Genomic DNA, 25,870 nt, shown 5'->3' with positions numbered 1-25,870 from the left:
AAAAAACCACCCGTTAAGGTGGCTTCTCAATAAGAATAATCAATTATAGTACTTGAATTGCTGATCCAGCCATTGGATACGGCGTTTGGCAAAATTCATGATGAAACTGACCGACCATTTCTTTCCATCATCTGAAATAACCTTGCCATTTCCTATTCCGACATCTGCATCCATTGCCCATAATTCAAGGTCTTTCCTCATCATGTCAGGATTGATGAGATCGGTTGTATCCTTTATGATCCTGTTGAAGGTTTCAGCCGATATCTTTCCCGTGTCTCTCAGATAACGCCATCTCGCCCGTATTTCCGGTGTGAAACTGTTATGGATGGTTTCAAAGAATATCGGATCCTGCCGGTCAAACATCCTGTCCCGTTTCGTCACCCAGCCCATCTTGAAAGGATCAGTATCCCTGGCACTCAGATATCGATCGACAATACCGAATGTCTGATCCTCATCGTAGGGATATATATACATGACACCCGATACCGACGTGGCATTCCAGCTGCATAGCATGAAATTGTTCACCAGACTGTCAGGGGAAAAACAGACCTCGCAGAGCAGGATATAGTCAATGAAACATTCAAGATCGATATATTCCCGATATGTCTCTTTCATGTTCACCCTGTCCGCGATACAGTCCGAAGACCATCGCAGGAATCTTTTCAGGAAACTGACACTGTCATCCGTGTTCGGATCGGGCGAGTTTATTTCCCATTCTGGAGGATTGTAGTTTCCGTCTGTCCAGAACGTGCTGGCATGATCGGGCTGGGCAAGAAAATGCCCTGGGTTTGATGAATCAATCAGGTACTGGTCATTGTCATTGTCAGACCTTATTATATACATCCCAAAGAATTCCCCGTCATGATACAGTTCACAGGGAAAACCGGCCGTTGAAAACAGCACTGATGTTCTCATTCCAAGATTGTCCCTGTCATAATAGGAATAGGCGGATTCAGGGGCAAGGCAGCCTTTTTCATCCCTATGAAGATTTCTCCATATTTCCGTGGTGATTGTGTCTCTCAACAGGGTTCTGTCTGCCGCATAACCCTTCAGAACCAGACCATTCAAGGGTGTCCAGTCCCCTATTTTCACCTTTAGTTTTTTACCTGTCTCCGCATTCCTGAACTTTATCTTGAAGTTTTTCTTGGTGGCGTTCAGGCTTGTCTGTCCCTGCAGTTTCCATGTTCCTGTCGAGGAAAACAGGGGTATTGTTCCCTCGAAAACGGATACACTCATGTCCACACCGTCCTTGCTTGTTGGAATATCTCCCCTGATAGAAACCCTCCATGTTTTGTTCGGTTTCGATATCACGATATAATCCCAGTCACCCGCCGTATTGTCATTTCCATACTGGACAAGGCTGCCGTTATTGACAAATCCTGTTGTGGGTTGTTTAGCTAGATCAGCCATAAATCAGTCTTCCATAAAATTGAGATGTAGCATCGAACATAATTTCCATGATGGTCATTATTGATGCCCTTGTGTCGATAAAAGGTTGCCTGTCCTGCCAGTAAATGGGTGTATCAAATTCAACAACACAATTTCCGTCACCGAATTGTAGCAACACGATAGTCATACGCTGCATCTGGCTTGTTTGCTGACTTGCAAAAGAAATCACGTATATGTTCTACACCTGGACATGATAGGCAATATCATCCTAATCGGGATAATCCAGACTGATGTCTGGTTCCCTACCGAAAATATTGTAGATGGTTGTTATTATTTACCGTTCTTTACCTGTAATGATGCGACCTGTTTTTCCAGTCTGTCGATCTTCTGTTTCATGGATTGTATAAATACGCAAAGTACTTCTTCATATCGCAGGGATTGACGATATGCCTGTTTCCCATTCTCATCCAGAACAGGTTGGTACTCGCTTCTGGTTACAGCTTTTCCGCTGGCATCCTTTTTTCCGGTATCGACCTCAATGTTCCTGAAAACCCTGTCCTGAATCCACATACCGTAATCAGAGGGGTTCAGCCCCGCATCTGTCAGAACCCTTTCGACATCCTGGGCGATAAAACCGTTATGCAGACGCGCCTTGTCCTCACCTTTCTCATTGATGGAATCATTCAGTTTGTAGGTATGGATATTCAGATTATAGATTGCATCCAGCAATTTTTGATTGTCTGCATACCTGTCATCACCAAGGTTGGCAAGAACCTTCTTTTCACTCGCATCAGATGTGACACTTACCGCGGTTTTTGAATAAATGTTGTTCCAGGCATGGTCATTCATGCCAAGATCACTACTTCCATCACTATCCGCATGAAATGCATGCCCCATAAAGGCTTTATAAAATTTATCTTCAGTGGTCCATATGGCTTCTCTCCCAATAATCGTATTATTCAGAACATAATTAAAATAAATTGAATTGACTGGTGCAACAAATGTATTGCCGTTCTCGTCAATTTTATGACTAAAAAACAGATTAACGATACCATCATCCTGAATACCGAATATATTTGATTTATTTTTACCCAATATTGTAGGATTACCCGCCGTAAACGCATCTTTTTTATTAAAATAAACTTCTGTGTCAATATCTTTTATTTTTTCGGCAACCTTTTCAACTGAATGCTTGGTATCAACAGATGTTTTGGAAATTCCAACAATCTGGCTAGTTATTTCATCAAGAGATTTAGCCAAAGTTGATAACTTTTGTGATGTGTTCTTTCCATCAGTACAAACAGTACATGCGGAGAGATCCAGATCCTTTGGAGAATGATTAACCATTCAAATATCCTATTAAATTAAATTTTGATCAATAAATTACAGATTCACAACAAGCTACTGTTTTTAAATTAATTCTTACCGTCAGCGCTTCTCAAATAACTGTCTTCTGTCGCAATCTTGACGTCATATCCACCATCATTACCCACAGGATGACTACAGTTCATATCAAGTATCTTAAAATACAACTATATAAAATGAGATCAGGTTCTTTATTTAAACTTTTTCTTTAGATAAAAACACGAGTGATTGAGCAACTTAATAAGATGTTGTTATTGTATTTGACACTATTTTTTATTTAACGGTCAAGTTTTCTAAAATAATCTCATAGAAAAACCTCTAAAGAAATTTTTGCTACTTTCTTCTTAACGCCAAAACACATAAGTGTTTTTAATGATTTATCTCAAATATAGGCTTTTCTCAATATCTAGCTATATTTTTAACTTTATCCATTAAAATTGATATACCCCAAGATAGAAAAAATATACCTTAATATTGAATGCATTCAAATGTTTAATTATTATGGGTAATGAATAAAAGATTTTCACATCTTCAAACAAAAGAGTTTATCTTTTTTATTAAATTATATTTTAAACACCATATTTAAGAATTGGTTTTTGTGATAACCAGGTATAAACCGCGTTCATAAAGCTTGTTTCTACCCTTTTCCTGATATTTGGCTGTTTTTATGGCTTTATCCGTTAACATCGATATACCCCAAGATGAAAAATCATATACCCCAGAATATACCCCAATATTAAATGCGTTCAAATGTTTTATAATGTGGGATAATGTTTTTTAACTGTCAGAATTAACCTTTGAATCTGTCAACACGATTTGTACCCACTTTTTATCGCATAATCTGTCATGAACTGGCAAGAATATGATAGGTAAATATGGATTTTTTAGGAAAAACAAGGTATTTGTCAGTAATTGGCAATATTCAACATATGTAACTGGCGGAGGGGATGGGATTCGAACCCACGGTACGGCTTACACCGTACAACGGTTTAGCAAACCGTCGCCTTCAGCCACTCGGCCACCCCTCCGCAAGAAGAGCCTGCCTATAACACGACGTTTGCTTTTACCGTTTCTAATCATTTATTCGAGGACTGTCAATTTCCTTTTTTAATTTTTATCAAGATAAATGCTTTTTTAAAAGCTCATTGACTATTGCGGGATTGGCTTTACCCTTCATTTCCTTCATAACCTGTCCGACAAAGAAACCAAAAAGCTTGTCTTTACCTGATTTATATTGTTCAACCTTATCTGCATTGGCTGACAGGATATCCGCAATCACTTTATCAATTGCCGTAGTATCCGTTACCTGTTTCAAACCTTTGCGTTCCACGATATCCGCAGGCATATCACCTGTTTCAACCATATCCTCAAAAACCTCCTTGGCAATCTTACCATTGATGGTTTTATCAGCGATCAAGTCCAGCAAAGCACCAATTGCCTCAGCCTTTACAGGACTTTCATGGATTGACAGCCCCTTTTTATTCAATAAGGCAAACAGTTCGCCTGTGACCCAATTGGCGGCCAAACGCCCATCCCGACCCTTTGCAACAATTTCAAAAAAATCGGCAATGTCTTTTTCAGCTACCAGAACATTGGCATCATAACGGGGCAATCCATACTCATTCTGGAAACGGTCTCGTTTTGCATCCGGCAATTCAGTCAGGGTTGCCTTGAGATGGTCAACATGAGATTGCTCAACGACCAGAGGCAGCAAGTCCGGATCTGGGAAATAACGGTAATCATGGGCGTCTTCCTTGCTGCGCATCGTACGGGTTTCCCCCCTGGCAACATCGAATAAACGGGTTTCTTGATCCACCTCTCCCCCATTTTCATAAATTTCCACATGTCTTTTGGCTTCAATTTCAATTGCCTGCATGACATACCGAATGGAGTTGATATTTTTCAATTCGCAACGCGTACGATATTCCTCACCGGGCTTACGGACAGACACATTCACATCCGCACGCATTGATCCCTCCTCCATATTTCCATCACAAGTACCCAAATAGCGCACAATCGCACGGATTTTGCGTAAGTAGGCACCTGCCTCTTCCGGTGAGCGCATATCCGGCTCACTGACAATCTCCATCAAAGCCACACCAGAACGATTTAAATCAATACAGGTCTCTTTTGGGGCAAGGTCATGAATGGATTTTCCCGCATCCTGTTCAAGATGCAAACGGGTAATACCAATCTTCTTGACCGTACCGTCATCCAGTTCGATCTCGATTTCACCCTTGCCAACAATAGGATGCGTAAATTGAGAAATCTGGTATCCCTGTGGCAAATCGGCATAAAAATAATTCTTGCGGTCAAAACGGCTTACCAGATTAATCTGGGCATTTAACCCAAATCCTGTACGAATGGCCTGATCAACACATTCACGATTGATGACGGGCAACATACCGGGAAAAGCGGCATCAACAAGACTGACCTGTGTATTGGGTTCACCACCAAAATGCGTGGAGGCACCTGAAAACAATTTGGCCTTACTGATAACCTGGGCATGGACTTCAAGACCAATAACAACTTCCCAGGATCCTGTTGACCCTTCAATCACATAACTCATAGGGAAACTCCAGAACGAATGGCGGGTTTATATGTGAAATTGGCAGCTTTTTCCATTGCTGACCCAACAGCAATCAGGGTCTCCTCATCAAATGGACGACCCAGCAACTGCAAACCCAAGGGAAGACCCTGGTCATTTAACCCGGCCGGCAAGGCCAGACCAGGCACTCCGGCCATACTGGCGGGAACGGTGAAAATATCATTCAGATACATTTGTACGGGATCATCCTGATGTTCACCTTTGGCAAAAGCGGCTGATGGTGCCGTTGGTGTCAAGAGAACATCCACCTTTTCATAGGCATTCATGAAATCCTGATAGATAAGTTTGCGAACCTTCTGCGCCCGGAGATAATAGGCATCGTAATAACCGGCCGACAACACATAAGTACCCATCAAAATACGGCGTTTCACCTCTGTACCAAAACCCTCTCCGCGTGTATTCGCATAGAGTTCCTCAAGACTTTTTCCACTGACACGGCGACCATAGCGCACCCCGTCATAACGGGCCAGATTGGATGAGGCTTCAGCAGGGGCAATGATATAATAGGTGGCCAATCCGTATTTAGTATGAGGCAGGGAAACATCCACGATCTCGCAACCGGCTTCTTTTAACCAGTCAATTCCCTGCTGCCAGATTGCCTCTATTTCAGATAACATGCCAGGGGCACGATATTCTTCTGGAATACCCACACGTAACCCCTTCAATGAACGGTTACAGGCCGCACGATAATCCGGAACCGCTTTGTCCACGCTTGTGCTGTCTTTTGGATCAAAACCGGCCATTGATTGCAACAAGATTGCACAATCCTCAACGGTTTTTGCCATGGGTCCAGCCTGATCAAGCGAGCTGGCAAAGGCAATAATGCCCCAACGACTGCACCGCCCATAGGTTGGCTTGATTCCGGTGATACCGCAATATGCTGCCGGCTGACGAATGGAGCCACCCGTATCCGTTCCGGTTGCCCCCAAAGCCATCCGCGCCGCCACGGCAGCCGCGGAACCACCAGAAGAGCCGCCGGGAACCAGAAACGCATCATCATTTTTGCGTTTCCATGGATTTTCAACGGCACCGAATGCCGAATTCAGGTTGCCGGATCCCATTGCGAATTCATCAAGATTGGTCTTGCCCAAAAAAACGGCTCCATTCCTCAATAAATTCGAGGTCACCGTACTTTCATAGGGTGGAACAAAATTTTCCAAGATACGGCTGGCGGCGGTTGTTGGAATGTCCCTTGTACAAAAAAGATCCTTGATCGCCAAAGGAATACCGGTCAGTACCGACGCATCCCCCGAAGCCAGTTTTTCATCTGCCACCTTGGCCTGACCAAGGGCGACCTCTTCCGTTACCGTGATATAGGCATTGATCCGGCTGTTTAACTGACCAACCGCCTTCAGATGATCCCGTGTCAATTCCTCCGCGCTGAATTTCTTTTGACGCAGGCCCTCGACCGCGTCTGTAATCGTCATTTCTGTCAGCATTATTCAACCACTTTCGGAACAGCATAAAAATCGGCGATACGTTCTGGAGCATTGGATAAAACAGCCTCACGGCAATTGCCATCGGTAACCTTATCATCACGCATTCTCAATTGTGCATTTTCTGCCCCAACCATTGGTTCAACCGCGGAAACATCCAGCTCGTTCAACTGCTCAACCCAGTGTATTATACCCCCCAAATCCCGGGCATAGGTTGCCAGTTCTTTTTCCTTGACGGCAAGTGCAGATAATTTAGCGACCCGTTGGACAATCTTCATGTCCAAGGAATCATCCTTTTGCTTATCAGTCAATTCTTCCCTCACAATAGTAATAAAATTTCAAAATGAAAAAATCAATTTTAATCCATCTATATCAAAAGATCAAAACAAACCTTTTTTCCAATTATTCATATTAGCTATTTAAATTGGCCGGATGGGATTATAATATTAAAAGGGGCAAAAGAATAACGGTTTGCGAAAACCAGACCGTGCAAAAAGGATAAAAAAAAAACTGAATGATTTTTTCACTCGATATTCCAGAATCTGATTCAGGAATACCTAATAAGCAAAATCATCCAGCCTGAAATTTATTGATAAAAATATTTCCATTAATGCTAGGTACAAATCCCTTGTATCAATGATAATATTGAATCTATAAATATAAAATTAACGTTAAATAACCTAAGAAATTAAAGTAATAAATTACAATTACATTAAAATCAAATCAAAATTCAGGTAAATTACCTAAATTATCTTTTAGTTACAAAGTTTTTATCACATTCCCAGATTTGTAATTTGACAATATGAGAATGATCAATATTGTAACTTAATGCTGTAAAAATTTAGTTTGTGCATTTACTCATGATAAATACTCCTTAAATTAATGATATTAAATAATACATTATTTCACCGCAACGATCTAATCACAACTGTTTAACATTATAACTAGGTAAAATTAATAAAATTTGCTTAAATGAAAATAACCGATAATGGATAAACTGGATGTATTGGACATATTTACGTGAACATTACAATTCGGGCAAATTTCCCAGATTGTCACGGGTTTCCGGATTGGCATCGGTTCGCAGGAATTTTTCATTTCCAACCGTTACAATACCGACATCACCGCCCTTTTCCCATTTTCCATCCTCACCTTTGTATTCGGTGATAAAAACTAGGTTCTCATTGTCAATGGCATTAATGATATCAGCCCTTGACCGTATATCCGGGCCGATCAGTTCGGCCCCGATATGTCGCCAGCACTTGAATGCAACGATATGTGAACGTTCATTATTGTATTTTACTTCGGTAATTACGTAATCCACCCATTTATTCATCATAAAATACTCCATAAATATAACGATCTTTAACAATATATTAACTACATGAAACGATCAAATCACGAAATTATCAAATTTTTGTTAAGAGAAATAACATTTGCGCCATTAAACTGAATGGACAATAATAAGCGGGTTTTAATATATATTTGAAATAATTCATTAAATCGAATTTCAGATATAGAATCCATTCCGATACGAATAACCTTTTTATCCGCAATAAAGGGAACGGGACAAATTTTAATTCGTTTAAAAAATTATTTGCAAAAGGAAATTTTACACGTATAGTAACAGGAGCATCCGGCGAATAATGCCTTGATGCGGTTGAATAAGATGCTACAACATCTTACCCAACCTAATCATCACAGACCAAGTTTTGAACGGAATCTGCAATGACTGATTTGAATTTATATCACACTGTTAGCCCTTTCGCTATCACCAAAAATAAATTTTATTCAGAAACCAACCCTCTCATTCTACGGTTTACTGCACATTTGGGGAACAGGGCCGTTTGTTCGCTGGATGCCGCATTTATTTAATTTCCATTAAATTGTTAAGGAGAACCAACGAATGAATTTACCCGTATATTTACCATTTCCATCAGGATTTACGTAAATGGCCGTTCCCTTGCTTAATTGTTTTTAAAATACAAAAATTTTATTTCCTCCGGTTTCATGACCCTGAAGAAGCCATTTTTTACCGAAGGAATATATGAGATTTTTCAATGATTTTCAGGTGTTTTCCGTATTTTTATAAACAGTGTTATTTTCATTCATGCAAATGTTATATTGAACAGAATTTTGTCTCAGGATTTTTCCCTTTTCATTTCATAAAATCTTTTTTCCAGGAATTTTTTTTGATAAACCCGACATGATCCTGTCACTGAATAAAATTGAAAATCTGGATATCAGTTTCCATCATTTTTCAATAAAATCTTGTAGTATAAAAGACCCCATTACTTTTCGATTCCGAAATATTTATTATTGTTTCAAAACCGATCAAATTTTTTTGAAATTTTGCCATTTTATAAAAAAAACCTTTGTTTTCCAAGCGTTATCTCTTTTATTTTACTATCTTTTATAGGAAAATCATGGGTATCAATATTGACGCAACCGGTCATAAATTGTATAAAAATCATGTGATTTCATATATTAGCTCATAGTAGTTGGTATTTCATTGTTTGAGTTCAAATTTATAGGCTGATTTTTTCATCGAGAAATTTCTTATAACTGAATTCATTAATAACCTTTTGTGAAATATCTTTTATTACGTTGATATTTATTTTAAGCACTTTTTTACCCAGGCATTTTATTATTATTTGCCTGGGATTTTTTTAAGTTTAGATATTCAACCCGCTTTGTCCCAAAACCACATTCCATTGATCCCTGCAGTTGATCACCCCCTGGGCATGAACAAGATAATGGATACTCCAGCCAAACAAATCAGCATTCCCAGAATATCCCACCGATCCGGTCGTGTATTTTCAACAATCCATAACCAGAACAGGGAACATAAAATATAAATTCCACCATATACAGCATAGGCACGCCCCGCCAGATCAACCTCCACCAACGTCAGCATCAGGGCAAAAAATGCCAAACTGGCCATTCCGGGTACGAGCCACAAGGGCGACTTCCCCAACCGTGCCCATACCCAAAAAGAAAAGCAACCAGCAATCTCGGCAAAGGCCGCAATACAATAAAAAAACAGGGATTTCATAAAATTATCCTACTCCTGAGGAATGTCAATCAGAAGTTTTTCCATATAAATTGCATCCTGACCATAGGTCATCAATTTACTCTGCAACTTTTCGGAGGGAACGATTGCACCAAATCCCTGTTTCTGCCAAAAACGGAAGGAATCTTGAATGGAAACAAGGGATGCATGACGGAATTTTTTCTTATGAGCAATATTCATGAATTGCCGCACTAAAATACATCCAACTCCCAGCCCTCTTGATTCTGGATGAACGGCCAAATCATGCAGATAAAGGCAATCAGCTCCTCCTGCCAAATCGCAAGCTTCGCTATCCAGGGCGGGAGGTTCACCCGACATGACGGGAATGGCTAGCAAATACCCCCTGACCATGTCCCGCTCTTTCACCACAAAACAGGTATCAGGACTGGCAATGATTTTTGAAGCCATAGAGAGCCGTGATTCAGGCTCAATCGCATAATAACATAACATTTGAATGCCCATTATCTGATCAAGATCAGCCAATTGAGCGGCATGAATTTTCATTATGCAGATTTCTTTCCTTTATTGTCTCATCATTCCCATCGTTCGACTTTAACCCAATATTCAAAAATCATCAAAGTGAACATTGAAACATTAATTATGAAGGTTGCAAAGATGTATTCCAGATCACATCCCAAACCAACAGTTTGTCTGTAGGGATGTAATCCCCGGATCTACTGATGATTGTCGTGGATATTCTGGGCAACTTTTTCGGCAATCTTTATCCCGTCAATGGCCGCAGACATGATACCGCCCGCATATCCAGCCCCCTCTCCCGCAGGATAAAGTCCGGAAGTATTGACACTTTGCCCATCATCCATTCTTGGAATACGAACTGGCGAGGATGTTCGCGTTTCCACACCGGTCATTACAGCATCAGCAAAATTGAATCCGGACAATTTACGATTAAATACAGGTAATGCCTCCCGTATTCCATTGATAACAAATGAAGGCAATATCTCCGCAAGATCATTGGGTTCCACCCCCGGTTTATAAGAGGGAACAACCGAACCCAATGTCCGGGTTGCCCTTCCAAGCAAAAAATCCTCCACCCGCTGAACCGGCGCTTTGTAATTCGCACCCCCCAGCTGAAAGGCTTTCCGCTCCAGATCTCTCTGGAAGGCAATACCCGCCAGGGGATGGCCTGCATAGTCCCGTTCCGGCTGAACACCCACCACGATTGCAGCATTGGCATTTCTTTCCGCCCTGGAATACTGGCTCATTCCGTTTGTAACTATTCCACCCTCTTCCGAGGCTGCCGCGATTACCGTTCCCCCCGGACACATACAAAAGGAATAAACCCCCCGTTTGTCTGCATCATGATGCACCAATTTATAATCGGCCGCCCCCAACAGCTGATGTCCCGCCTGTGAACCAAAACGGGCCTTATCAATCAGGGTTTGCGGATGCTCAATTCTGACACCAACAGAAAAAGATTTTGCCTGAATCTCCACGCCATCCTCATAAAGGGCATGCATCATCTCCCGCGCACTGTGTCCAGTCGCAAGAATAATGTGATTTGTCTGTATTTCCTGCCCATCCACCAATCGAACCCCGACAATCTGGCGATTTTTATTCATCAAAATCTTTTGCACATAAGTATTAAACCGGTAATGACCACCAAAAGATTCTATTTCCTGACGAATTTTCTCAACCATACTGACCAACCGAAACGTACCAATATGAGGTTTGGATACGTAAAGAATTTCCTCTGGCGCACCTGCCCTGACAAATTCTGTCAAGACCTTGTGACCATAATGATACGGATCACTGATCTGCGTATGAAGTTTGCCATCGGAAAAGGTTCCCGCACCACCCTCTCCATATTGGACATTGCTGTCAGGATTGAATTTTGACTGACGCCAAAATGCAAAAGTGTCGACTGTCCTTTCCCTGACCGGTTTCCCACGTTCAAGAATCAAAGGACGCAAACCCATCTGGGCCAGTAACAATCCCGCCATAAACCCGCAAGGCCCCGCACCAATAACGACGGGACGAACATAGCCAGCCTGACTAGCAATTTTTTCACCAGTCTGCCGGGACATCACGAACTGATACCGAACCTCTGGTGTTTTTGATAAATTGCGATCCAGGGAATGATTGCGTAAAAATTCCTCTTCATTATCAATGGAACAGTCAATGGTATACACCAGTTGAATGTCCCACCGTCGGCGCGCATCATATCCCCGCCTTATTACCTGATACTCGCTGGGAAATTGTTTTAGACGATTATACAAGGCCTGTTTCAAATCTGCTTCATCATGATCCAAGGGCAGTTTCACTTCTGTAACTCTAATCATCTTTAAAACCAGATTTTCTTTTCATCCTAATTGTTCTTATCCTCTTAAATCCCTGATTACAGAATATCGCTGTTTATATCCTGAACAATCCCTAAAAGACAATCATTAAAATAGGATTCAAATATCCATATTCAATACAATTTCCACAGATTGACAAAAACAGGTAAATATCCAATCAAAGACACAAAGTCCTCATCCACACTTTACATCAAACATTATGTCATATTGTATCGAAATATTAATGCTGGCCATCATAATAATCCATTATACATATCAATAATCTTGTCATATAAATAATGATTAATTGACTTAATTAAATTGTAATTAAGTCAATAGCTATATAAACATAATAAAAATTATAATAATGCATTATTTTTACAAATAATAAATCTTATTATCACTATATTTTAATTATAATTTTTCCATAAAATAGATAAATGAAAGAATAAAATTCTCATCTATTTGTAAAATAGACATCCATTATATTTGTAAAATAAAATTAGCAATATTTCTTGACTTTAATTGAGTATACATAATATGTAGTTATTGTTTTATGAAAATTAATCATGAAGTTTTTATAAAAATCATGTTATCATCCCAGTTATTTAAAATTTCTTGTACATTTTTCTAATATAACATAGCATAAATTCACTATCATCAAGTAACGTATATGTAAATAATAAATAATTATATATATAAATTAGAAAAATATAAAAAAAAACCAAAATCTCGAATCGAATATTATTTTATCAATTCTTTATGAAAAAATTACATTTCAATAAAGGAATAATAAATTTAGGAAAAACCAACTTAAAAAAACCTTGATTTTAATCAATATTGTTCTAATATAACATTTTATATATGAAATTATTAATAATATTAAATAAATTTAATAGTCTTATTTTTACATGGACAAAAAAAATAAGTTTCATAAATCCAATTTTCTTTGTATATTTGTAGTCAGCATTCGACAGATAGTGTCGAAGCGGCCGGATCAGATGCTGCAACATACTGACCCGACCTAATCATAACAGAAGAGGAATTTCTGCAATGACTGTCTGTGATATTTATCATATTTTATATGATAAGACTATGGTTTTTATTACCATGTGGAAAAAAGTCAGCTTTGTTTTGGTATTGATTACTTGTACAAAGAGTGGAAACATTTATCTGTTGAATGCGATTTGGCAGTTAATTCGTAAATGTAGTGATTTAACCATGATAATAAAATGTAATAAAAAACATTTATCTTTTAATTGATTCAAAATAAATCTTTTATATAGTAAAGATATTTCATTAAATTCATTTTAAATATTTTATTTTGACTGTCCAGTTTTACATTTTAGTTTAATAAGGAGAATAGAAAAATATTTTATATTAATCAATTGCAATTTGCTTCTGCATTTTTAGAAATAAGGAAGCCTGACAAGTAACATTCTTTAATTTATTTTCATATTGTTTCGGTTTGTTTTTTCTAAACTTGCATATTATTAACGTTGTCGAAGTCTTTAATTTAGAAAAAACAAACCAAATTTTAATTTTTAAATCAAATTAATGAATTGGTAAATCATATAAAATCAGTGATTCTGTTATTTCTATAAAACTTTTTGTGAGGCTCAATATTATACATAAAGAATTTTATTTTATTTAATTATCCTCGCTAATATAAACCATTATTGGCACTAAAAAAATTGAAACACATGATTTGTTCAATATAAAACTATTAAAAAAAGACTGAAAATAATTTATTTTCAGTCTTTAATAAAGTTAGTCTTTCAGGAAGTTTATAACATTTAAGGAGAGGTATCAAAAACTTAAACGATAAAACATCATATAATTTCAAAAACAACCAATTACAAGTAACATTTTCTTAAGCTGGAACCATATTTTATATCTTTTTTTCAAAAACGTTAATAACATTATTCTAGATATACCTTCCCTCAATAATTATTTATAATTTTTATATTTTTTTTATTTGAAGCTTATAGTTTAATTTCTTTACCTACCCATGCTTCCAATGATTTTCAGATGTTCTCCATCCATTTGAAATTCACAAAAATAAATTCAAGGAAAGCATCTAAGTCTATAATATTATTATCATTTTTTGTACCAAACCAATTTCCTGATGGAGAAAAAGGCAATGGAGGCAATTATGATACAGCCAGTTATCAATCAATTATATTAAAACAATCAAAATCCGGCGATAAAACTGTCAAGATTGATGCTAATCTCAAATATAAATCCATACCTAAAAAATTATCTGATAGGATCGGGTCAAACTTGATGTTGAAAGGACTACAGGTGTACGAAATACAGAATATATAGCAATTACTGTTGTTAAAAACGGCATAAAATTTCCTGATGGTAACAGTTATATAATTCTACCAAAGAGAAAGATAATTTCTATCTATGAAAATATTGCAGCTATCAATCTTTCTTTGATATGAAAAACTAGCTGTGAGAAATATAATCGCAGTTTATAAACAACAATGTCGTATAATAGCTTTTCCTAATCATAATGGTCAAATTTTTTAATGACAAGATTCCCAATACAGTTCCTTATGACCAACCTCACAAGTAATAGCCCAGACCTTGATAACCGCTCATGGAAAAGATTCTACCATTCAACAAATTTCTGATAATAATCGACTACCTGTTCACATCGAGGCGGGTAATTGCGTTGTTCATTCTTTTATAAATAATAGTGATAAGGAATACTATCATTATGGTTACGTTAACGAAGAAGCACAAATTTTCTTAACATTCATTCCCGATTAATATTTGGATTTTTTATAATAAACAAAACACAGTATTTACATATAAAACCAATTTAAAACTTGATTGTCAGATTTGATATAATTTAGATAAATTTTTAAAAATAAAATTAGGCTAATCAAATTAAATTTTTTATAATAAGCGTTTAACAATATGGTTAATCTTATTTTATAACTAAAAAATTATAGGGATTTAATCTTGAGCAATTTGGATCATTCCACGCATGACATGCATCAATTCAATCATTCCCACTTGCATGATCATGCACATGAACATATCCACGGTCATCACCATCATATTCCACAATCTTTTGGCAAGGCCTTTGCTCTAGGAATTAGCCTTAACTTAATTTATATTTGCGCCGAAACCATATGGGGCATTTTTGCCAATTCCCTAGCCTTAATTGCTGATGCCGGTCATAATCTATCAGATGTTTTTGCCTTGGCCACCGCTTGGGGGGCCTCATATTTAAGCAAAAAAAAACCCTCTCCCAATTTTACCTACGGATATCGTCGAACCTCTATCTTGGCTTCTTTAAGTAATGCAATTTTATTGCTTATTGTTACGGGAGGAATTATCTGGGAATCAATTGAACGCTTTTACAAACCTGCAACTGTTACAGGTAAAACAGTAATTTTAGTCGCCTTACTCGGTGTTGTTATAAATGGAATAACCGCATTAATGTTCCATTCCGGACAAAAAGAGGATCTTAATATTAAGGGCGCCTTTTTGCACATGGCCTATGACGCCCTTTTATCGTTGAGTGTTGCCGGGGCAGGGATTATTATTTTTTTCACCCATTGGAATATGCTTGATCCCATTACCAGCTTGATTGTCGCTGCAATAATTATTTGGGGAACTTGGTCTTTATTGAAAGATTCAGTTACACTTGCCATGGACGGTGTCCCAAGCAATGTTGACGCTTTCGCCGTGGAAACCTATTTACGCTCCCTTCCCAATATCATTGATTTACATGATCTACACATCTGGGCTTTAAGTACAACAGAAACCGCCCTAACTGTTCATTTGGTCAGTAATACCAATCAACATTCTGACCAGTTTCTGAATATGGTTGCACAACGCCTCAAGGAAAAATTTAGAATTAATCATTCAACTTTCCAGATCGAACAAAAAAATGAAGCCAGTTTTTGCAATCTGGCGGACATTAATACTGTTTAACCTTAAACTTATAATTACCTTATGATCTTTAAAATAATAAAGAATAAGAAAATCCTATTCAGTCTTGGGAATTTTCTGGTTAGTCTTATAGTTTTTTTTCTTAAATATCTGGCATGGAAAACAACACTCAGTGTTGCTTTTTATTCTGACATGCTTGAGACAACAATCAATGTGTTAGCCGCTATTTTTGAAATATTCGCAATCACCATTTCGACCCAACCAGCCGATAAAAACCATACTTATGGACACTATAAAGCCGAATATATTTCTGCCGCCGCCGAAGGTTTATTAGTAATAGTAACATCAATTTTAATTTTTTACGAAGCCTGGCAAGGATGGAAAAATCCCCAATTTCCTATGGCGCCTTTAAAAGGAATTATTCTAAATGGAACAGCTGGACTTGTTAATCTATTCTGGGCAATAACACTTATTCGTGTAGGTAAAAAATATTTTTCTGCAGTCCTTATAGCAGGTGGACAGCATGTTCTTTCCGATGTATGGACAACTATCGGATTAATTGTAGGTTTTACACTTATTCCAATGTTTCAATGGGCTGCACTTGATGCCCTGATGGGCTTTTTCATTGCTATTAATATTTTACGTATAGGCTTTGGCATCATAAAAAATTCTATTAATGGCTTGATGGATAAAGCTCCTGACCCTCAAACCATTTCCAGTATTTATAAAATAATTCAGGCAAATGCCCCTGAAGCAAAAGAATTCCATATGGTCCGTTTTCGTCAGGTTGGCAATTTGATTTTTATTGATTTTCATTTGGTTGTGTCTGGAGACATGAGAGTGCAAGAAGCCCATAAAATATGTGATCGTATTGAACACGCTTTACAAAAAGTAATTGGAAATGTTTCAATAAACATTCATGTGGAACCAGAATAATTTTTTTAAATTCTGATCAACTACTTGTTCTGAAACATGATATCTCATCCATATAAATAAATCCTGGACAGAAAAAAGGATATGGCTGATTATTTTTTACAACTATTTTTTTCAGATAAATCAATTAGAATAATATAGCCATCATCAGTGCCAATATTTAATAAACTGCCTTCTTCATTAAATTGTAAAGCCGTAATTTCTCCAATGGATTTTTTAGATCCTAAATTTACCGGAATAACTTTCTCGTCGCTGATTCCGATTAATAATATACTACCATCCAAAAATCCAGCAGCAACCATATCATAGGTCGGATGACATGCCACTACCATACAACAACTTCCAGGAATACCAGGCAATTCCACAGGAGGTTTTCCCATTGGACCGCCTCCAAAAAACTGCCATAAAACCACCGGTTCAGCTCCACTGGTTGCCAACCATTTTCCATCAGATGAAAAATTTAGAGATTTTACTTTGGTTGGGTATCCACTCATTCGCATATTGTGTCCGTCTGAAATACGCCAACCATGTAAATCATGATCTTGCATTGATGTTACCAACGCCTCTTCTTTAGGATGTAAAGTAATCCCTGTATGACTACCTTTCCATGTAAAATCCTTAATTTTTACAGGATTTTTATAATCAGCAGACCATAAAGTGGCACCATTATAATAAGAACTGGCTATTTTTGCACCATCCAAACTGAAAACCAAATCACTAACTCCAGAAGAATGTTCAAAAATTCTATATGGCTCTGTAAAATTATCTTTATATAAATAGATTTCTTTTCCTGTAATAAAAGCGATTTTATTTTGTTTCCTTTCCTTATCAGTCCAAGAAACGATTTTATCAATCCAACGTCTGGATTTTAATAATTGTTGAGGTTCCTTCCCAGGAATGATTCTTACTAGTTTATTATCATCACCAGAAGTAACAAAACCTGAAAAGGTCAAATCTTGTGATAAAGATAAAATCCCTCCATCATGAGGTTGAACTTTATACCAATAATCTGGATCATTATTGTGAATCAAAGGAATAATCCACAAATCTCCATCTGCCGTTGCAAAAGCACTATACTGTTCATCCCAAGATGTAGCACAGGCGATAATCGTGCCTTCCACTTTTTTAAAAGAACCCCGACTTTCGATTAATTGTAACGGCTGATTCATTCCATACTTTCCAGTCACAGATTTGTTAATCTATACATTTAAAAAATCCCTCACGTAGAGATTTCTCATCTAAATTCCGGCCAATAAAAACCAATCTGGAACAACGATCCTCATTTGTCTTCCAAGAACGTATGAAATTGCCCTCTGCCATCATATGAACAGCCTGAAATGCAAAACATCGATCGTCATGCTTAAAATTCATAATTCCTTTGGTTCTCAATATATCCTTTCCAAATTTCTGAAGAACCATGGACATCCATAAATTAAAACGTTTTCCATCTAATGGTTTATCTTCCATAAGTGAAATACTCGTCACACCATCACCATGAGAATGTTGTACATGGTCATGGTCATGGTCATGGTCATGGTCATGGTCATGGTCATGGTCATGGTCATGGTCATGGTCATGGTCATGGTCATGGTCATGGGATGATAAGAATTTGGGCTCTAACGTCAAGGCTCTATTTAAATCAAACCCCCCAAGATCCAGAATTTTCATAAGGGAAATATTCCCTTTTTCCATTTCATATAAAGCAACCATCGGATTGATTGTACGAATTCTTTTTTTTATAGCAATTAATGATCCCCTATCAACCAGATCAACTTTATTCAACAAGATTACATCCGCAAAAGCAATTTGATTGACTGCCTCCTTACTTTCATCCAATGTCTTCATCACATGAAACGCATCAATTACGGCAATCACCGCGTCAAGACGAGTTTTGTTACGAATATCCTCATCAACAAAAAAAGTCTGTGCTACGGGCGCAGGATCAGCTAACCCTGTGGTTTCAATAATTATTCCATCGAAACTTCTTTGTCTTTGAATAAGCTTGTTGAGAATACGAACCAAATCGCCTCGAATTGTACAACAGACACATCCGTTGCTCATCTCAAATATTTCTTCATCCGCATCGACTATTAAATCATTATCAATACCTAATTCACCATATTCATTAACAATAACGGCATATTTTTTATCTTGCTGTTCCGTTAGAATACGATTTAGTAAAGTTGTCTTCCCCGCTCCTAAATAACCCGTCAGAACAGTTACAGGTATTTTATTTTTTTCTTTATGATCCAATTCCATTATGAACCTTCAATGCTGCCTTATGATTACCATAATCCCAACTATAAGATAAACCTAACCCCAAGAGTAGAAAAAACCATCCTCCCAAGGGTAAATTTCCGAAACTTCCTCCAGCCGCGAATGGCCATTCGTGAACTAAAACCGCAGCAAATAATCCAACACGCCAGGAATTTTTAACCGCATCTTTCAATGATAGCAATTTGGACGTTAATCCCTTTACCAAATTAACCCACCATAAAAATACCATGTAACAAAACAAGATTAATCCGGGAATTCCTGCATTTACAAACATTTCAATATAATGATTATGAGGATGGGGCAAACAAATCTCTGCCCCTTTCCCATCCCCATGTCCAATTGCAATTCCCCAAAAGGATAATCCATGAAAATAAATCGGATTGGCACAAAAATGACGATAGGCATCATATCCCAAACCCGTCCAGGGATTTGACAATCCCATAATCATCGCCCGTGTATAGATCAGTCCATAATTATCAGAGGAAAAATGTGCCATTTGATGGATAAATAAAGTCACCAAATGATGATAGCTCTTAGGCGATAAAAATGATGTTGCACCCAGTATCAATGGAATACAAATTAACATTGACAAAACGATTGTCCGTAAGGGACGTAACCAATACAAGGATACAACTATTCCAAAAACAAAAAGAATAAATGGCATTCTTTGACCGGCAAAAGCCATCATCAGTGTAGCAAATAAGATAATGAATAAAGCGACCAGATTTCCCCGCCATCCTTTTAAACGACAAATGCAATAAATACTCAAACTTAAAGTAATTGGCAACAGTAACCTGGCCAATGGCCCTGCCGCTCTAGGATGATGATATGGACCTGTCAGTGTACCGTCGAAATAACGTGGCGCTCCTAAAATATTATATCCTGTAATAAGCTGGCAAAGCATATTCAAAATAATATAAATCGCACAGACAATCAAAACATAAGATAGCCATCGCCTGTATTTCTCATCAGTTAAAACCCAGACCTGAAGTGCCGCAGCAAAAAAAATAAAACGAATTAACACTAAAGCCTGGATCATCATTATGTTATATTGAAACAATCCAAAGGGAATAGTACACAATAAAATCCACCCCCACCAGAGAAATGCAATAATCACCCAATTTTGTTTTCCCCAGTCCCATTGTTTGTTGATAAAAGAATAAATTACAAAACATATTGCTATATAACTGATCAACCCATCCGCTATACCCCGTAAGTGCGTTAAAAAAACAGGCAAAATTAAAACAGCGAACAGTGTCGACTTATTGAGAAACTTACGGACAGATTCCATAACCCAAAGGCTCTCCGGTTTAAGAACAGGAATTAATTAGAAAACATTACGCAATGAAATAACAGTCTGGAAATCACAACGTAAATCAAATACATCAATAATAAAAGATTTCATATTATTTAAAACATTAAATCTCAATATATTCTTTTTTTAAACATGAAATTCAAATTAGCAATCTATTAATTTTATTCAGATAAAAAACAAAAATAAGATGATGATTATTAAAATATTACACTTGGAACAGTTAATAAATTTTTTAATCCTACATTAATTTCTTTATATTGTTCAATTTAATGTAAAAAAAAATGTAAAATCAATTAATTATTTTTGTTATTTTTTATAAAACTGTCATAAACATAAATCAGGTAATCAGGTAAAATATCAGGCATAATTTTCTGAGCCTTCATAAACAAACCAATTTCATCAAACTCCTTCGACAAATAACGTGACAATATTAAAGATTGCTGAGTTTTATCAAGATAAGTCTGCTGTTTTAACAAGCTGCAAACTACTTCCGGTGATTTATCTAATAATTGGGCAAGCTGGCCAACCTCCGGAGACTGAGGAGTGAAATAGGCTATATTTCGCCTATTATCATCGATATTTTTCAATATTTTTTTTACAAAACTTTCCATCCAAAAAGGTTGATCTGAAATAATCTCATCCATCACAACCCATACCTGATATGTTGGATACCCCCATTTTGCCAACTGTGATGAATCTACTAATACATGTCCATCCTTGACGAACGGTAAAACTGTAGTTCCGTCAGCATAGGCCCCATCAATTTCATTTTTCTGCCAAGCTTGTGTAATTTCATTATAATTCATATTTACCAGATGAATTTTTTCAACAGGAATATCATTATGCTGCAAATAACGTAACAGACTATAATAACTGCTTGTCATGAAAGGTACCGCAATATTTTTACCAACCAGATCTTGAGGAGTATCTATATGTTTCTGGCTTTTTACGATTAAGGCGCTTTCTTTACCATATTGCCGATCTATTGCGATTACACGTCCCTGCAAACCAACCGTTATAACTGACAGAAAAGTAACCATATCTACTGGAACGGCATCAACCTGACCAATAGACAAATTATGCAAGGCTTTAAAATCATCGTCATATTTTTTCCAGGCTATTGTTTCCCTGGCAACTTTTTGATGTTTTTTATCCAATTGAATAAAATTGGCGATATCAGCTTGATTTTTCCATCCAATTCGAAATTCCGCATTAGCACTTCGTAAGTTGAAAAAACATATCAAAGCAAAAATTGCTATCAGCCATACAATCAAAGAAAATCGTTTGGAACCTACATAAAAACAGTGCATCAACGGAAAATCTCGCTACGTTAAATAATTTATTAACTTACTAAAATAATATCTGATTTAATAACTGAAATTCACTTTAAAAGTAAAGTTTAACCTAAAGTAATATCAAATTAAATTTTTACAGAATAAATCCACCTCCTAAAACACGTGTCCCTTGATAAAAAACACATGCCTGACCAGGTGCTGGGTTAGCAGCCGTTTCCAATTCTACTCTTACACTATCCTTTTTTTCAATTATAACTTTAGCAGGTCGTTCCTGATCCCGCGCACGAATCTGAACATTACAATATATAAATTCAGTAGGCACAGGAATAAGCCAGTTCAAATCGCGCAAATAGAATGTTTGACAAATATTGTTTTGTTTTGGGCCAATAACGATTCTTCTTTTTTCGGATTCAATTCGTAACACCATTTGTCGCTGCCCATCCCGCATGGCAAGATTACCCAACCGTTTTGTTTGACCAATGGTATATTTAGCAATACCTTCATGATGACCAATCACAACGCCCTGCTCGTCAACTATCTCGCCTGGCATAACACCTTCTGGCGCCAATTTCTCAACAATTTTTATATAAGAATTATTTGTAACAAAACATATGTCCTGGCTATCCGACTTCTGAGCAACAGCCAAATCAAAACGTTCGGCTTCTTCCCGAACTTTATCTTTATTTGGCATGTCCCCTAAAGGAAAACGCAAATATTCAAGCTGTTCAAGTGTGGTGGCGAATAAAAACCATGATTGGTCTCGACTTAAATCAACTGGACGGTGCAACTCGGGACCATTTTTTCCCACAATTCGACGCACATAATGACCTGTTGCCATCGCTTCTGCCCCAAGCTCTCGCGCCATTGTCAATAAATCCGTAAATTTGACTCCCTGATTACAGGCAATACATGGAACAGGAGTTTCTCCCTTTTGGTAAGATTGTGCGAAACGTTCAATTACCGTTGTTTGAAAACGGTCTTCCGCATCGATAACGTAATGCGGGATACCCAGCTTTTCTGATACCCTACGTGCATCCCTGATGTCCTGACCTGCACAACAGGCACCTTTTTTAACCACACCTCGCGCATCATAAAGCTGCAAGGTGGCACCAAAAACCTCATGGCCTTGTTCTTTTAGAAGAGCAGCCGTAACGGAACTGTCCACTCCGCCCGACATTGCAATCATAATACGCATTGGTTCAGGATAACTTTGGCAAACGAACAACTAAACCATCCAATTCTTCTGTCATAATAATCTGACAACCCAATCGAGAGGTTTTTTCCAACCCAAAAGCCATATCCAGCATCTCCTCCTCCTCTTCTGCGGCGGGCTTTAATTTATCCCACCATGATTCATCAACAATTACATGACAGGTCGCACAAGCCAATGATCCCTCACAAGCACCTTCAAGATCAATTCCATGCTTATGCGCTATTTCCAATACTGAAAGCCCTACAGGAGCGTCCACCTCACGACGTGTTCCATCTTGTTCAATAAAAACTATATGTGGCATTTTATAGAATTCCTTATTTAAAAACCAATTAATATTCTGATTTTAACTCATGTCCCTTTTCTTACATCATACCATGCTGAATAAAGGTCATGAACGGTTTCAACGACTTCTTGTTTTGTTGTCATCCGACCAAAAGAAAAACGGATACTAGATAAAACTTCTTGTTCTGACAATCCCATGGATTGTAAAACATAGGATGGCATAGAAACATGATTGCATGCTGAACCTGTTGATAAACATAAATGAGGAATTCTTGCCAAAAGATCAAGAGCCTTAACCTCTGGAAATTGTAGATTAACACAATTTGACAAGGCATATTCGATTGATCCATTAATTTTAAGTTGTGGAATTCTTGCCTGCAATTCATTTATCAAAAAATGTTTATAAGACGCCAAACGCCTGATCTCTTCATTTCCCTCATTCTGGAATAGCGAAAATGCCTTACCCAAACCAACAATCAAGGGGACTGGCAAAGTTCCTGATCGAATTCCTCGTTCCTGATATCCTCCATAAAATAAAGGTTCCACCCTTACCCGAGGTTTACGTCTTACATATAAAATGCCAATTCCTTTGGGCCCATAAATTTTATGCCCGGAAATTGAGGCAAGATCAATTCCCCAGGAACGCAACTGGATTTTTTCAGATATTTTTCCACAAGCCTGAGACAAATCACAATGAAAAAGAGCACCATATTCATGAGACAATGCCGACAAATAAGGAATGTTCTGTATAACTCCTGTTTCATTATTAGCGGCCATGACACTGACTAATATTGTTGGAACCTGCAATGCCGCTTTCAAACTATCAGGATCAATCAATCCATCGGATTGAACTGGCAAAATAAAAGGATCAGCACCAATGGACTGTAAATTCTGGACTGTTTCAAGAACGGATTTATGTTCAGTCGCAATCGTGATAACCCGTTTGGTCTTGGGATAATGATCAATTAGATAACGCACACTACCCTGCAAGGCAATATTATTGGATTCTGTCGCACCAGAGGTAAAAATAATTTCTTGAGAAACCACCCCGAGCATTTCGGCAATGTCGGCACGAATCTTATCAATGGTTTCAGCAACATATTTACCCAATATATGCTCTGAATTAGCATTTGCAAAATTATGCACAAAATAGGGTAGCATCGCTTCAACAACACGTTCGTCACACGGTGTGGTCGATTGATAATCAAGGTAAATCACCTTTTCTTTTATCTTGTTTTTTCCTGAAAAATCCATTTTCTATAGATTATGAATCCTTTAACTTTTGAATCAACTGTCCATAAACATGAATAAAAGTTTCAACATCTTTTTGCTGGATATTCCATGGTAAAGATACACGGATCGTACAATCAGCCAATTCTTCCAACCCCATTGCTGATAAAACAGGTGAACGCGATAATTTTCCTGAAAAACATGCCGATCCCGTTGAGACACAGAAACCAGCCATATCCAAAGCCATAAATAATTTTTGTGCCGAAACTCCAGCATAAGCTATAGAGGATGTATTATCTAAACGTTCAGCTTCCTCGCCACAAATGACGGCTCCATATTTTTTCACTTCTTTTTCCAAATAATTACGTAATTTTAAAATATTGGAACGATCTTCTTTACAGGCCTCTTTTGCGGCAGTCATCAACCCTATAATTGCCGGAACAGCCAGAGTTCCTCCCCTTCTTCCCTGTTCCTGTCCTCCTCCACTAAAAAGAGGGTTTATCTTTTTCGCATTTCTTTCATGACCAGCCAATAACAATGCGCCTACCCCTTTTGGACCTCCCATTTTGTGAGCTGAAAGAATCAGGCTGTCCGCTCCGATATCTTCCAAATTGAACATTATACGTCCAGCAGCCTGAGCTGCGTCTACATGAAGAATTGCACCATATTCATGACAAATTTTTGCTGCCTGTTGAATGGGATGTAATACACCTGTCTCATTATTGGCCAGCATTAAACACACTAATGGAGATATTGACGTTTTTTTTAGGGCATCTTCTAAAAAGTTAAGATCGACAATACCCTGCCGTGTTACAGGTAAAATTTTTTTTGAAAGGTCAATCTGCATGATTGCAGGATGTTCCGTAGCTCCCACCCAAAGAGGACGTTGTTGATTGCCTTCACCAATCTGACCATGCACAGCCAGTACATCTGCCTCTGTCCCACCAGAGGTAAAAATACAATTTTGAACGCTCCCCCCGAATAATTCGACCAAGGTTTCTCTTGCATCTTCCATTTGATTATAAATCTTGCGTCCCATTTGATGAACAGACGTTGGATTACCAGTCTGCTGCATGATATCCACCATTGCAGATATAACTGAAGAGCGCATGGGCTCACTGGCATTCGCATCTAGATATATAGATTGTCGTATCATTTCATTTATAATCCAATTTATTATATTAAACCATGAATTCCAAATATAACCTGCATAATTTATTGCATTACAACAATAATTTAATT

The 25,870-nt window shown here is 37.6% G+C and carries 22 protein-coding genes and 1 tRNA gene; 4 read left to right on the top strand and 19 right to left on the bottom strand.

Annotated elements, in window-relative coordinates; genetic code table 11:
• Positions 1 to 39: 39 nt before the first annotated feature.
• The 8 genes from H3T46_RS07085 to H3T46_RS07050 all read right to left on the bottom strand — a co-directional run bounded on the left by H3T46_RS07085 (position 40) and on the right by H3T46_RS07050 (position 8,137).
• A complete protein-coding gene (locus H3T46_RS07085; protein ID WP_198198055.1) occupies positions 40 to 1,410 on the bottom strand; it encodes a CotH kinase family protein in 1,371 nt (456 codons plus the stop codon).
• The gene (locus H3T46_RS07080; protein ID WP_122123107.1) at positions 1,403 to 1,618 is read right to left on the bottom strand and encodes a hypothetical protein; all 216 of its coding nucleotides are present in this window, start codon (positions 1,616 to 1,618) and stop codon (positions 1,403 to 1,405) included. The genes H3T46_RS07085 and H3T46_RS07080 overlap by 8 nt, the downstream gene beginning before the upstream one ends.
• A gap of 101 nt (positions 1,619 to 1,719) precedes the next feature.
• The gene (locus tag H3T46_RS07075) at positions 1,720 to 2,736 is read right to left on the bottom strand and encodes a tail fiber domain-containing protein (RefSeq protein ID WP_198198057.1); all 1,017 of its coding nucleotides are present in this window, start codon (positions 2,734 to 2,736) and stop codon (positions 1,720 to 1,722) included.
• A 954-nt stretch (positions 2,737 to 3,690) separates the two neighbouring features.
• Positions 3,691 to 3,782, bottom strand: a tRNA-Ser gene (locus tag H3T46_RS07070).
• An 89-nt stretch (positions 3,783 to 3,871) separates the two neighbouring features.
• Positions 3,872 to 5,323, bottom strand: coding sequence for an Asp-tRNA(Asn)/Glu-tRNA(Gln) amidotransferase subunit GatB (gene gatB / locus H3T46_RS07065; protein WP_198198059.1), 1,452 nt, complete (start codon positions 5,321 to 5,323; stop codon positions 3,872 to 3,874).
• Positions 5,320 to 6,801, bottom strand: a complete 1,482-nt coding sequence (gene gatA, locus H3T46_RS07060; protein ID WP_198198061.1) for an Asp-tRNA(Asn)/Glu-tRNA(Gln) amidotransferase subunit GatA — start codon at positions 6,799 to 6,801, stop codon at positions 5,320 to 5,322. Before gatA ends, gatB begins: the two co-directional genes overlap by 4 nt.
• Positions 6,801 to 7,076 (bottom strand): Asp-tRNA(Asn)/Glu-tRNA(Gln) amidotransferase subunit GatC, encoded by a 276-nt coding sequence (gatC, locus tag H3T46_RS07055; protein ID WP_155565071.1) that lies wholly within the window; start codon positions 7,074 to 7,076, stop codon positions 6,801 to 6,803. Before gatC ends, gatA begins: the two co-directional genes overlap by 1 nt.
• A gap of 749 nt (positions 7,077 to 7,825) precedes the next feature.
• A complete protein-coding gene (locus tag H3T46_RS07050; protein ID WP_198198063.1) occupies positions 7,826 to 8,137 on the bottom strand; it encodes a DUF3892 domain-containing protein in 312 nt (103 codons plus the stop codon).
• Between the two features lie 389 nt (positions 8,138 to 8,526).
• On the opposite strand from H3T46_RS07050, the gene H3T46_RS07045 reads away from it, so the two are divergent.
• Positions 8,527 to 8,673, top strand: a complete 147-nt coding sequence (locus H3T46_RS07045) for a hypothetical protein (protein WP_155580078.1) — start codon at positions 8,527 to 8,529, stop codon at positions 8,671 to 8,673.
• A gap of 856 nt (positions 8,674 to 9,529) precedes the next feature.
• Here H3T46_RS07045 and H3T46_RS07040 read toward each other — a convergent pair.
• The 3 genes from H3T46_RS07040 to H3T46_RS07025 all read right to left on the bottom strand — a co-directional run bounded on the left by H3T46_RS07040 (position 9,530) and on the right by H3T46_RS07025 (position 12,171).
• On the bottom strand, positions 9,530 to 9,853 hold the full coding sequence (locus H3T46_RS07040) for a YnfA family protein (protein WP_110439434.1): 324 nt from the start codon (positions 9,851 to 9,853) through the stop codon (positions 9,530 to 9,532).
• Between the two features lie 9 nt (positions 9,854 to 9,862).
• Entirely contained in the window at positions 9,863 to 10,375 is a 513-nt protein-coding gene (locus H3T46_RS07035) for a GNAT family N-acetyltransferase (RefSeq protein WP_198198065.1), read from the bottom strand.
• A 170-nt stretch (positions 10,376 to 10,545) separates the two neighbouring features.
• Positions 10,546 to 12,171, bottom strand: a complete 1,626-nt coding sequence (locus H3T46_RS07025) for an NAD(P)/FAD-dependent oxidoreductase (protein ID WP_198198069.1) — start codon at positions 12,169 to 12,171, stop codon at positions 10,546 to 10,548.
• Positions 12,172 to 14,763: 2,592 nt separating this feature from the next.
• On the opposite strand from H3T46_RS07025, the gene H3T46_RS07020 reads away from it, so the two are divergent.
• From H3T46_RS07020 to H3T46_RS07010, 3 genes are all read left to right on the top strand, one after another.
• Positions 14,764 to 14,949 carry a hypothetical protein gene (locus tag H3T46_RS07020; RefSeq protein WP_155580074.1) on the top strand — a complete coding sequence of 62 codons (186 nt, stop codon included), beginning with the start codon at positions 14,764 to 14,766 and terminating at the stop codon, positions 14,947 to 14,949.
• A gap of 195 nt (positions 14,950 to 15,144) precedes the next feature.
• Complete coding sequence (locus H3T46_RS07015) at positions 15,145 to 16,125, top strand: cation diffusion facilitator family transporter (RefSeq protein ID WP_232350027.1); 981 nt, start codon at positions 15,145 to 15,147, stop codon at positions 16,123 to 16,125.
• A 21-nt stretch (positions 16,126 to 16,146) separates the two neighbouring features.
• Complete coding sequence (locus tag H3T46_RS07010; RefSeq protein WP_198198071.1) at positions 16,147 to 17,019, top strand: cation diffusion facilitator family transporter; 873 nt, start codon at positions 16,147 to 16,149, stop codon at positions 17,017 to 17,019.
• Positions 17,020 to 17,108: 89 nt separating this feature from the next.
• On the opposite strand, the gene H3T46_RS07005 is transcribed toward H3T46_RS07010, so the two are convergent.
• The 8 genes from H3T46_RS07005 to H3T46_RS06970 form a co-directional block, all read right to left on the bottom strand.
• Positions 17,109 to 18,185, bottom strand: coding sequence for a WD40 repeat domain-containing protein (locus H3T46_RS07005; protein ID WP_198198073.1), 1,077 nt, complete (start codon positions 18,183 to 18,185; stop codon positions 17,109 to 17,111).
• Between the two features lie 25 nt (positions 18,186 to 18,210).
• Entirely contained in the window at positions 18,211 to 19,275 is a 1,065-nt protein-coding gene (locus H3T46_RS07000) for a GTP-binding protein (RefSeq protein ID WP_198185463.1), read from the bottom strand.
• Complete coding sequence (locus tag H3T46_RS06995; protein ID WP_198198075.1) at positions 19,259 to 20,584, bottom strand: O-antigen ligase; 1,326 nt, start codon at positions 20,582 to 20,584, stop codon at positions 19,259 to 19,261. The genes H3T46_RS07000 and H3T46_RS06995 overlap by 17 nt, the downstream gene beginning before the upstream one ends.
• A gap of 317 nt (positions 20,585 to 20,901) precedes the next feature.
• Complete coding sequence (locus H3T46_RS06990; RefSeq protein WP_155566386.1) at positions 20,902 to 21,918, bottom strand: ABC transporter substrate-binding protein; 1,017 nt, start codon at positions 21,916 to 21,918, stop codon at positions 20,902 to 20,904.
• Positions 21,919 to 22,036: 118 nt separating this feature from the next.
• A complete protein-coding gene (gene mnmA, locus H3T46_RS06985) occupies positions 22,037 to 23,098 on the bottom strand; it encodes a tRNA 2-thiouridine(34) synthase MnmA (RefSeq protein WP_198198077.1) in 1,062 nt (353 codons plus the stop codon).
• A gap of 4 nt (positions 23,099 to 23,102) precedes the next feature.
• Positions 23,103 to 23,417, bottom strand: coding sequence for a ferredoxin family 2Fe-2S iron-sulfur cluster binding protein (locus H3T46_RS06980; RefSeq protein ID WP_198198078.1), 315 nt, complete (start codon positions 23,415 to 23,417; stop codon positions 23,103 to 23,105).
• Positions 23,418 to 23,464: 47 nt separating this feature from the next.
• Positions 23,465 to 24,616, bottom strand: coding sequence for a cysteine desulfurase family protein (locus H3T46_RS06975; RefSeq protein ID WP_347401018.1), 1,152 nt, complete (start codon positions 24,614 to 24,616; stop codon positions 23,465 to 23,467).
• 46 nt (positions 24,617 to 24,662) lie between these two features.
• Complete coding sequence (locus H3T46_RS06970; protein WP_155580066.1) at positions 24,663 to 25,784, bottom strand: cysteine desulfurase family protein; 1,122 nt, start codon at positions 25,782 to 25,784, stop codon at positions 24,663 to 24,665.
• Between the last annotated feature and the right edge of the window lie 86 nt (positions 25,785 to 25,870).

The organism is Commensalibacter sp. M0133, from assembly GCF_016101485.1.
GTDB lineage: Bacteria > Pseudomonadota > Alphaproteobacteria > Acetobacterales > Acetobacteraceae > Commensalibacter > Commensalibacter melissae.
This window is presented reverse-complemented; position numbering and strand designations above follow the sequence as displayed.

Bases quoted from the DNA above. Each gene is read 5' to 3' on its own strand.
- gatB (WP_198198059.1), bottom strand. From the start codon at position 5,323: ATGAGTTATGTGATTGAAGGGTCAACAGGATCCTGGGAAGTTGTTATT.
- H3T46_RS06970 (WP_155580066.1), bottom strand. From the start codon at position 25,784: ATGATACGACAATCTATATATCTAGATGCGAATGCCAGTGAGCCCATG.
- H3T46_RS06995 (WP_198198075.1), bottom strand. From the start codon at position 20,584: ATGGAATCTGTCCGTAAGTTTCTCAATAAGTCGACACTGTTCGCTGTT.
- H3T46_RS07005 (WP_198198073.1), bottom strand. From the start codon at position 18,185: ATGAATCAGCCGTTACAATTAATCGAAAGTCGGGGTTCTTTTAAAAAA.
- mnmA (WP_198198077.1), bottom strand. From the start codon at position 23,098: ATGCGTATTATGATTGCAATGTCGGGCGGAGTGGACAGTTCCGTTACG.
- H3T46_RS07000 (WP_198185463.1), bottom strand. From the start codon at position 19,275: ATGGAATTGGATCATAAAGAAAAAAATAAAATACCTGTAACTGTTCTG.
- H3T46_RS07025 (WP_198198069.1), bottom strand. From the start codon at position 12,171: ATGATTAGAGTTACAGAAGTGAAACTGCCCTTGGATCATGATGAAGCA.
- H3T46_RS07075 (WP_198198057.1), bottom strand. From the start codon at position 2,736: ATGGTTAATCATTCTCCAAAGGATCTGGATCTCTCCGCATGTACTGTT.
- H3T46_RS06980 (WP_198198078.1), bottom strand. From the start codon at position 23,417: ATGCCACATATAGTTTTTATTGAACAAGATGGAACACGTCGTGAGGTG.
- gatC (WP_155565071.1), bottom strand. From the start codon at position 7,076: ATGAAGATTGTCCAACGGGTCGCTAAATTATCTGCACTTGCCGTCAAG.
- H3T46_RS07050 (WP_198198063.1), bottom strand. From the start codon at position 8,137: ATGATGAATAAATGGGTGGATTACGTAATTACCGAAGTAAAATACAAT.
- H3T46_RS07085 (WP_198198055.1), bottom strand. From the start codon at position 1,410: ATGGCTGATCTAGCTAAACAACCCACAACAGGATTTGTCAATAACGGC.
- H3T46_RS07045 (WP_155580078.1), top strand. From the start codon at position 8,527: ATGACTGATTTGAATTTATATCACACTGTTAGCCCTTTCGCTATCACC.
- H3T46_RS06990 (WP_155566386.1), bottom strand. From the start codon at position 21,918: ATGCACTGTTTTTATGTAGGTTCCAAACGATTTTCTTTGATTGTATGG.
- gatA (WP_198198061.1), bottom strand. From the start codon at position 6,801: ATGCTGACAGAAATGACGATTACAGACGCGGTCGAGGGCCTGCGTCAA.
- H3T46_RS07040 (WP_110439434.1), bottom strand. From the start codon at position 9,853: ATGAAATCCCTGTTTTTTTATTGTATTGCGGCCTTTGCCGAGATTGCT.
- H3T46_RS07035 (WP_198198065.1), bottom strand. From the start codon at position 10,375: ATGAAAATTCATGCCGCTCAATTGGCTGATCTTGATCAGATAATGGGC.
- H3T46_RS07010 (WP_198198071.1), top strand. From the start codon at position 16,147: ATGATCTTTAAAATAATAAAGAATAAGAAAATCCTATTCAGTCTTGGG.